General features: G+C 48.2%; 8 protein-coding genes. 5 read left to right on the forward strand and 3 right to left on the reverse strand.

Features of this window, described 5'->3' with window-relative positions; all coding sequences use genetic code 11:
- Window positions 1–259: 259 nt before the first annotated feature.
- Window positions 260–3,031, forward strand: a complete 2,772-nt coding sequence (locus MiSe_RS34280; RefSeq protein WP_226588571.1) for a Calx-beta domain-containing protein — start codon at window positions 260–262, stop codon at window positions 3,029–3,031.
- On the opposite strand, the gene MiSe_RS34285 is transcribed toward MiSe_RS34280, so the two are convergent.
- Together MiSe_RS34285 and MiSe_RS34290 are read right to left on the reverse strand one after the other, a co-directional pair.
- On the reverse strand, window positions 3,005–3,286 hold the full coding sequence (locus MiSe_RS34285) for a hypothetical protein (RefSeq protein ID WP_226588573.1): 282 nt from the start codon (window positions 3,284–3,286) through the stop codon (window positions 3,005–3,007). The genes MiSe_RS34280 and MiSe_RS34285 overlap by 27 nt on opposite strands.
- Window positions 3,287–3,764: 478 nt before the next feature.
- Entirely contained in the window at window positions 3,765–4,508 is a 744-nt protein-coding gene (locus MiSe_RS34290) for a TerC family protein (RefSeq protein ID WP_226588575.1), read from the reverse strand.
- A 219-nt stretch (window positions 4,509–4,727) separates the two neighbouring features.
- Between MiSe_RS34290 and psaM the strand changes: the two genes are divergently transcribed.
- Window positions 4,728–4,823 (forward strand): photosystem I reaction center subunit XII, encoded by a 96-nt coding sequence (psaM, locus tag MiSe_RS34295; RefSeq protein ID WP_226588577.1) that lies wholly within the window; start codon window positions 4,728–4,730, stop codon window positions 4,821–4,823.
- A 339-nt stretch (window positions 4,824–5,162) separates the two neighbouring features.
- Complete coding sequence (locus tag MiSe_RS34300; RefSeq protein WP_226588579.1) at window positions 5,163–5,576, forward strand: slr1601 family putative cell division protein; 414 nt, start codon at window positions 5,163–5,165, stop codon at window positions 5,574–5,576.
- Here MiSe_RS34300 and MiSe_RS34305 read toward each other — a convergent pair.
- Complete coding sequence (locus MiSe_RS34305; RefSeq protein WP_226588581.1) at window positions 5,567–6,352, reverse strand: tetratricopeptide repeat protein; 786 nt, start codon at window positions 6,350–6,352, stop codon at window positions 5,567–5,569. The genes MiSe_RS34300 and MiSe_RS34305 overlap by 10 nt on opposite strands.
- 363 nt (window positions 6,353–6,715) lie before the next feature.
- Between MiSe_RS34305 and MiSe_RS34310 the strand changes: the two genes are divergently transcribed.
- Window positions 6,716–7,180 (forward strand): hypothetical protein, encoded by a 465-nt coding sequence (locus MiSe_RS34310; RefSeq protein WP_226588583.1) that lies wholly within the window; start codon window positions 6,716–6,718, stop codon window positions 7,178–7,180.
- A gap of 187 nt (window positions 7,181–7,367) precedes the next feature.
- Complete coding sequence (locus tag MiSe_RS34315; RefSeq protein WP_226588585.1) at window positions 7,368–7,931, forward strand: glutathione S-transferase family protein; 564 nt, start codon at window positions 7,368–7,370, stop codon at window positions 7,929–7,931.
- The last annotated feature ends 224 nt before the right edge of the window (window positions 7,932–8,155 follow it).

Below are 8,155 nucleotides of genomic sequence, written 5' to 3' on the forward strand. Positions count from 1 at the left end.
AAACTAGATTATTTTGTATTGAAAAAGTATAAAACTCCTGGTTATCTTATTTATGAATAATTTTATGGAAAAGTCAATGTTTTATTCGCTACGTTCACAGCAAAATAACATTTGGGTTACATCTTTCAAGCAGTATTTCACTAATTCCGGATTGAATTTAGAATCAACCATTGAAATGCTAGCCTCCCCCAGCAGAAATAGTGCATTTAGTCAAGAAATAGACATAAAAAATTTCACATGCAGCGGTGATGATAATCTTTTGATATCTCATTTGTCGCTAGGATATCAAAGCGATCAAGCTTTAAATTCAGGCAATTACAACAGCACCACTTCGGCAGAGAAATCATCGGTAGATCGGCTCACTGGCGAGGTTTTATCGAAGGACATTGTAGAGAAAGCGCTGCAATCGGCGCAAGGATATCTGAAAGGATTTGCAACCGCTCCAGATTTCAACGCCAAAATGAATCTAGCTTTCGGCAATAATTGGAATGCCGAGGTGGCTAGTAAGTTAGTTCAAGAATTTACCGGGGGCAATTTTAGTAACCTGCCAGGGATTGAGATTCTGCCATCTGCTGCAATGAATGGGGCGAATGGCGCTTTTGCCAGCGTGACCAACACGATTTATTTATCCCAGGAATTCATTGCCCAAAACGCTGGTAATCCAGAGGCGATTACCAGCGTGCTTCTCGAAGAGATTGGGCATTATATAGACTCGAAAATCAATGTTTTGGATGCAGGGGGAGATGAAGGAGAAATTTTTGCCGCAACCATTCAAGGCAAGCAGTTAAGCGAGGGTGAACTTCTGGCTTTAAAGGCTGAAGATGATACAGCAACTATAACGTTAGATGGAAAAGCCATTCAGATAGAAATGGACAACACCCTGGGTAGTGCCCGCAACATCGGCACTCTCAGCGGCACTCAAACTTTCAGCGACTTTGTAGGTACAACAGACACCAACGACTTCTACCGCTTCACCCTCAACAGCAACAGCAATTTCAGCCTCACCCTCAACGGGTTGAGTGGCAATGCGGATGTGCAGTTAATTCAAGATGTCAACAACAACGGCATCATCAATAGTAAGGATGTGTTGCAAGGTTCCTACAACGTCGGTACAACTCCAGACGCGATTAGCCGTACCCTCAATGCCGGTACTTATTTCGCACGGGTTTACCCGATGAGTGGGGTAAATACTAATTACAATCTCAGCTTGACGGCTAACCCTGTGGTATCCCCACCCACTGTCACTATTAGCGCCACAGACGCCAGTGCCGCAGAAACCTTAACTGGTCAAACTCCTAATCCCGGTCAATTTACCATTACCCGCACTGGTAGCACCGCAACAGCACTAACAGTAAACTACACCCTTGGGGGAACTGCCACCAACGGCAGCGACTATAGCAACCTCACGGGTAGCGTGGTGATTCCAGTGGGGGCGACTTCAGTCACGCTTCCCATTAACGTCATCGATGACAGTTTGGTCGAAGGTAATGAGACGGCGATTGTCACTTTAGCATCGAACAGTGCCTACACTATAGGCACTGCCAACAGTGGGACGGTAACGATCGCCGATAATGACGCTCCTAATGTTACCGATCCGATTGTGGCAACCGGCACTGCTTCATCCAACTCGTTAATCAATGCCTTATGGAACCCCAATTTCGCATATTGGAACACCAGTTCCAATGGAGGCACTATTAGCTATAGCTTCCTCAGCAGCGAAGGTGCCACTGCTTACTACGGCAGCGAAATTGTTTCTCCTGTCAGCGACGGGATTAAGAGCAATGTCCGTTCAATTCTTTCATCCCTTGAGTCACTGATTAACGTTCGTTTTGTTGAAGTTGCGGATACAGCCACCAACTATGGTGTCATCCGTTATATGTTCTCTGATGGCCCAAGCTACGCCTACGCCTACTATCCCTACTCGAATACTGACAAACGCTCTGGTGACGTACATTTGAACCCAAACTACGAGAGTGACTCTGTGAACCGTTTTTCGGGAAGTCCTGGTAATCATGGTTATATGTCGCTGATTCATGAAACCTTCCATGGTTTGGGCCTCAAACACCCAGGTAACTATAACGGTTCAGGGACTGGGGAAGGACCATTCTTGTCCCCTGCACAAGACAACACTACCAATACGGTAATGTCGTATAACTTCAATGGCTCTGCGGCAATAACAGCAATGGCTTATGACATTCAAGCATTGCAATACATTTATGGAGCCAAAAGTAATAATGCCGCAAACACAACCTACTCCTTCAGCACCGTTTATGGGTACACCGTCGGCGGTGAGTTTAAGGGTAGTACCAGCCAAATCAAGCAATCTCTGTGGGACAGTGGCGGCATCGACACTTTAGATTTTTCGGGTTTAGCAGCTGCAACAAGCTACTACTTTGACATGAATCAAGGGGGTATTCTCACAACACAAGCAGCTTACAACGGCTTAACCTATACCGATAGGTCTACGGGAGGCACATACACCACTTCTAGCTTTGGCACTACACTTGCCTACAACACAGTAATGGAAAACTTGATCAACTCTGGAGGGAACGATCGCATCATTGCTAATAGTGCTGCCAATCAATTCTTGGGCTATACTTTTGGCACTTTCACTGGAAACGATATCTTTGAATCCACCAGTTCTTCAGATGTTTTGGAATTGTCTGGCTACAGCCTCTCTAACTTAACACCTACAGTCAGCGGCACGAATTTAAACATAGGTTTGGGGTCAAATGGTTCGCTATCGATTCAAAACTACTACGGATCTAGCGGCTCCATGAAATTCTTAGTTGCCGGTAACTATTACACCTACAATGCTTCTACTGGCTGGGAATTAACATCTGCTCCAGCGATCAACTCAGTTGCTCCCGACCAAGCTACTAGCGGATTAACCTCCACTGCTGCGTCCCCTTATAATTCACCCTTGCCACTGAGACCCGTCGATTGTGAATGTGCCATGTGTTCAGCTAGTGGGAAATCGATGCACACACTTGGCAATTCTAGCTTAAGTGAGGTGATGGGAATTAGCTGAGTAAAAGGGGAGTAGGCAATTCAATTGCCACTTCCCCTTGAGCGCATACACGGGGATTGTGTTACTCATTCTCGCAACTTGCTCTACCAGAGTTTCCCCAAGCAGAGTACAGCAGAACTTACGTAAAAATAGGCCAGAAACCGGGTTTCTAGCGTGAGCGATCGCCTGTTTCTTGAATGGCGGTAAGGTGCGTAAGCTTTTGGGGAGATGGGTCAGGTGCGATCGCAATAACACCGACCAAGATTGTAGGGGCACGGCATCTAAATAATTTCGGGTTAGCGACGAAACTTATTGATGCCGTGCCCCTACCCCGTCATTGATGCTACTTCCCACAGGTTTACCCGATCAGTGGGGTGAATAATAATTAGCTCAAGTTGCTAGTTACAAGCAAGCGATCGCACCGGGTGAGTCCCATGGCAGCATTGCCGCCAAGATTATGGTTTTGCCGCTGGGATTTCGCTTTTTGTGCCAGGAAATTGAAACAATTTTAAACACCCACACCAGCAGCTCATTTCCATCCCGCCTCAGCGGTCAAACTATTTTGCACCAGCCATCTACAGAAGCTTTTGACCCAAAATCCCACCCAAGAGGGTGGGATTTTGGCGCAGGTATTGTTTGAGAAACCGGGTTTTTAAGCAAATATGCGAGACGCCTGCGCGGGCTAAAATTTTTACAGGCTGCTCTGGCAGCCTTAGTTTGTATAGCGACACCCTTAAGGGTGTCGGATTTGGGCTTATCGTTTTTCCACTTGCTCGCGGGTATCAATTTGTACTTCTTGTACTTCGAATGCGGCTGCGGTATCGGGAGCGGTGCGTTTGGAGAAGCCCCAGAGGAATAGTAAAGCGATCGCACTCACCATTAACCACTCTGGCGGCACTAAATCTGGGTTAATAGCTCGCACCATCAATCGCACGCCCACGAGGGCTACGGTACAATATCCGGCATCTTCGAGATGAACGTACTCACCCAACCAGCGGATAAATAAACCTGCCATAAACCGCAGGGTAATGACGCCGATAGTGCCTCCCAAAAGTACCAGCCAAGTTTGTTTGGAAACAGCGATCGCAGTCGTGACGCTATCGAGGGAAAATGCTATATCGGTAAGAGCGATCGTGGGGATGGCTTGCCAGAGGTTGGTAAAGCGAGGTCCGTGGTGGTGGTGTTCTTTGTCCTCATCGGACGTAAAATACTGGAACACGAGCCACAGCAAGTAAGCCGCACCCAATACCTCGAACTGCCAGTATTTAGTCACCCAGGTGGCGGTTAAAATTAGCAGCATTCGTAGCACATAGGCGACTAACAAGCCGAGGTTGAGTGCCTGACGTTCGAGTTTCTTGTCTTCCAGTCCTTGGGCGATTGCAGCGAGAGCGATCGCGTTATCCGCCGATAGTACCGCTTCTAAAGCAATGAGAACCGGCAACAGCAGCAGCGCCTCAAGTCCCTGATTAAATGGTGAGTTTAGTATTTGGTCGAGCATTAACGATTTTTCTTACCAGAGTTGTAAATTAACAGCGACCAGCGGGGTTTCAATTTGGGCAGACCCAGCTATTTTACCTAAGCTTAATCCCAAAGAGCGTCCCTAAGCGAGTGGGGATCGCCCTCATATTGTTGCAAGTTGTAACAAAATATTCCACCTGAGTGCCTATTTGGTTGAAATTGGTGAACGATTAACCCATTAATCAGGAGTTATCCCACTATGTCTATAAGCGATACCCAAGTTTACGTGGCGCTGGTTGTAGCCTTGATTCCCGCTATCCTCGCCTTCCGCTTGTCAACCGAACTTTATAAATAACCCCTCTTGAGGGCATGGGGGGAGACAGGTCGAATGGGAGAGGGGGAGACGGGTCGAGTAGGAACATCCCCTTATCCCCTTATCCCCTTGTCCCCTTTTCCCCTTGTCTCCCCCTCTCCCTCTCCCTGTGCAGCGTGGGAGAGCGTTCTGTGTGGGGATGTACCATCTGGCAGAAGTACCGTTCAACTGTTAGGATGTTGACGCTGCTAGCTTGCTGGCGGCGGGGAGAGTGTAGTTCGTTCGCGCAATGTTTCGTCACAATCCCAAGCCAAAGCAAAGCGCGTAAGTGGCTATTATTGGGCATTTACCCCAAAGGTTGTACTTTACGACTACCGGACAATGAAGGCAACTCAATCGTCAAGAAGCCCCCTCCAAGCACCAGAACCTCGCCGCCGTACTCGCCGAGTTCAAAACCAGCGGCGCAGTCAGTCTTATAGGGCGATCGCTCTAGAAACATTTGCCAAGTTAGCGGTCAACGTCACCCTTTCTATCGCTGCTGTGGCTGCTCTAGTGCAACTGCTACCTTATCACTTGTCTACCCAAACCAAGTTGGGGGAAATTGGCCAGGAAGTCAAGCAAACGCAAGCGCGTGTAAATGGCTTGCAAAACGAATTCAAACGCGCGTTCGATCCGCAACAATCGAAAAGTGTGATGCAAGACAATAGCCCCCGCGTCGATCCGGAGCGGCGTCAGATTATTTTGAGGGAAAAGAATGCAGATGCGGAAGAAAATCTCACCGGACCTCAAGATTGAAACGGACTCAGTAGCTCTTTTAACCAATTTTCTACTTGCTGGCGCAGGCGTGTTGCTGCGCTAGCGCTTGATGGGTTCGATTGAGATAAGTGTTCTAGGGCGCGTCGGTAATCGGCGATGGCGCAGTTCCAATCCCCCAGCAGGTGGTAAGTCCGACCGCGTTCGGCATAGACGTGACCTTTTAGCCACCCCAAGCGCAGGGCAAACTCAAAATTATCAATTGCCTGTTCGTATTCTCCCATGTCGCGAAATGTAATTCCTTGGTTGATCCAGGCGCGGACATGGACGGGATTGAGGTCAATGGTTTTGTCGTAGTCGGCGATCGCTTCTTCTAACCTTCCTTGGGAAGCATAGTAATTCGCCCGATTGTTATAAGCACCCGCCAGATGGGGATTGAGTTGGATAGCTTGGTTATAATCAGCGATCGCCAATTCGAGTTGACCGCTCTGGAAATATGCTAAACCGCGATTGTTGTAGTCGTTTGCATTCCCTGCATTGCGATCGATCAACTGAGTTAGAATCTCAATTGTCTTGCTATATTCCCCTTGTTGTGCTTTCTCAAGGGCAACCTGACGCAAACGGTTGTCTTTTTCTAATCGAGTCTGTGATGAAATCTCTCTTTGGTTAGATGCCGAAATAAATGTTTCAGGATGAAAGCATTGACAATCTTTAAGCTCCCGCTGGCTATAATGAGACGCCGCTGCTGCTAGAGGAACAGTCAAGCGACCCTGGTGTATCCCACTGTCTTGATTGTTGAGAGAAAAGCGAGCGTTCATGCGATCCTTTTTTTTGCGGTGGTTTGTTACATTAATTTATGAATTTTCAGAGCTTTATTGCTCTGCCAATGTGTCACTTGCTGATGTGTCTTGGGGTAGAAACCTCTGTTTGGCAGAGAATCTGTTAAAAGACAGATGATGCAAGCGATCGCAATCGGTTTTGTTCAACCCAATACAAACTACAGTCCCGTAGTTCGAGATTTCGGAAACAAAGCCAAATTTTCTGGTCAATAGGTAATCTTTCCTAGCAAATGCCAACGTTGTTGGCTGTATTAAACCATCGATGATGCACCCAAAACAGAGGTAAAATCCAACGGATAGACACTATCTGTATCCATCCGTTAAACACTTAAAAAGATTCCCATGACAACGGCAACATCCTATACCAATGCCCCAGATGTATCCGCAGATGACTACCTGGTTGTTGGTTTGGCGACCTGTTTTATTAAAGAAGACGGCGAAGTACATCAGGTTCCCATTGTAGAACCGATTCCCTCAGCAGCTTTGGAAGCAATTGTTAAGGGAATCCCAACTTCCTATCAGATGGCTGTGGGGACAACCTTGGGAGCGGTTTTAGCGGACGATAGACTGCTTGTTCCAGCAGAGTTTCCCGCCTCGGCGCAGTTTGGGGCGGAGTTTGCCGAACGAGCGATCGCCTCCGTCCGCACCTACAAGCGCAAACCCGCCGCCAAAAATATTATTCCCCCAGGGAGTATAAAAAATGACTTCAACTACTCGGTAGACCGCAAGCGGGTGCTAAACTCCCAGCGCATCGTCCGCACTGAGGACAACGTCAAACAGCACGAGTACACCCACAAAGTACTATAGGCAGGTGAGCGGGTGAGCAGGTGAGCAGGGGGGAGATGGGGAGATGGGGAGATGGGGAGAATATAGATTCAAATTCCCCTTTTGCCCCTCTGGCACTCTGCTCCCCTGCCCACCTGCCCCTAGACCTCTGCCCCTTTTGCCCCATTACCAATTACCAATTACCCATTACCCATTACCCAAGTTAAACATGCTAAAACTATACGGCGGTGCCCGCAGTCGGGCTTCAATTGTGCAGTGGTATCTAGAAGAAATCGGCGTTCCCTACGAGTTTGTTCTGTTGGACATGCAAAATGGAGAACATCGGCAACCCGAATTTCTCGCAATTAACCCGATGGGGAAAGTCCCCGCTATTGTCGATGGGGATTTTAAACTTTGGGAATCCGGAGCCATTTTGTTGTATTTGGCGCAAAAGTATGGTAAAATATCCGACTCCTTAGAGAAGCAAGCCGAAATTGCCCAATGGGTGCTGTTTGGGAATGCGACATTAGGACCGGGGATTTTTGTGGAAGCGAGTCGCGATCGCGAAACACCCCGCCTGCTGACTCCGTTGAATGAAATCTTTGAGCAGCAACCTTTCGTGTTAGGCGAAGAATTCAGCGTTGCAGATGTGGCAGTTGGGTCGATTTTAGCTTACATCCCGATGATGCTGAAGTTGGATTTGAGCGCTTATCCGGCTGTTTTGGATTATATTAAGCGCATGACCGAGCGTCCGGCTTACCAGAAGGCGATCGGGGCAAGGACTGCAGCTTAAAATGCAGTTGAGGGGCAGGCACCGACGCCCACCCCACAACAATTTTTCTAGCTTTGTGGGGTGGGCATCTGGCAGGCACCGACGCCCACCCCACAACAATTTTTCTAGCTTTGTGGGGTGGGCATCTGGCGGGCACCGACGCCCACCCCACAAGAATTTTTCTAGCTTTGTGGGGTGGGCATCTGGCGGGCACCGACGCCCACCCCACAAGAATTTTTCTAGCT

It is taken from the genome of Microseira wollei NIES-4236 (assembly GCF_020521235.1).
Lineage (GTDB): Bacteria > Cyanobacteriota > Cyanobacteriia > Cyanobacteriales > Aerosakkonemataceae > Microseira > Microseira wollei.

Coding starts and splice junctions, on each gene's coding strand:
- MiSe_RS34290 (WP_226588575.1), bottom strand. CDS start 4,508: ATGCTCGACCAAATACTAAACTCACCATTTAATCAGGGACTTGAGGCG.
- psaM (WP_226588577.1), top strand. CDS start 4,728: ATGTCTATAAGCGATACCCAAGTTTACGTGGCGCTGGTTGTAGCCTTG.
- MiSe_RS34300 (WP_226588579.1), top strand. CDS start 5,163: ATGAAGGCAACTCAATCGTCAAGAAGCCCCCTCCAAGCACCAGAACCT.
- MiSe_RS34305 (WP_226588581.1), bottom strand. CDS start 6,352: ATGAACGCTCGCTTTTCTCTCAACAATCAAGACAGTGGGATACACCAG.
- MiSe_RS34310 (WP_226588583.1), top strand. CDS start 6,716: ATGACAACGGCAACATCCTATACCAATGCCCCAGATGTATCCGCAGAT.
- MiSe_RS34315 (WP_226588585.1), top strand. CDS start 7,368: ATGCTAAAACTATACGGCGGTGCCCGCAGTCGGGCTTCAATTGTGCAG.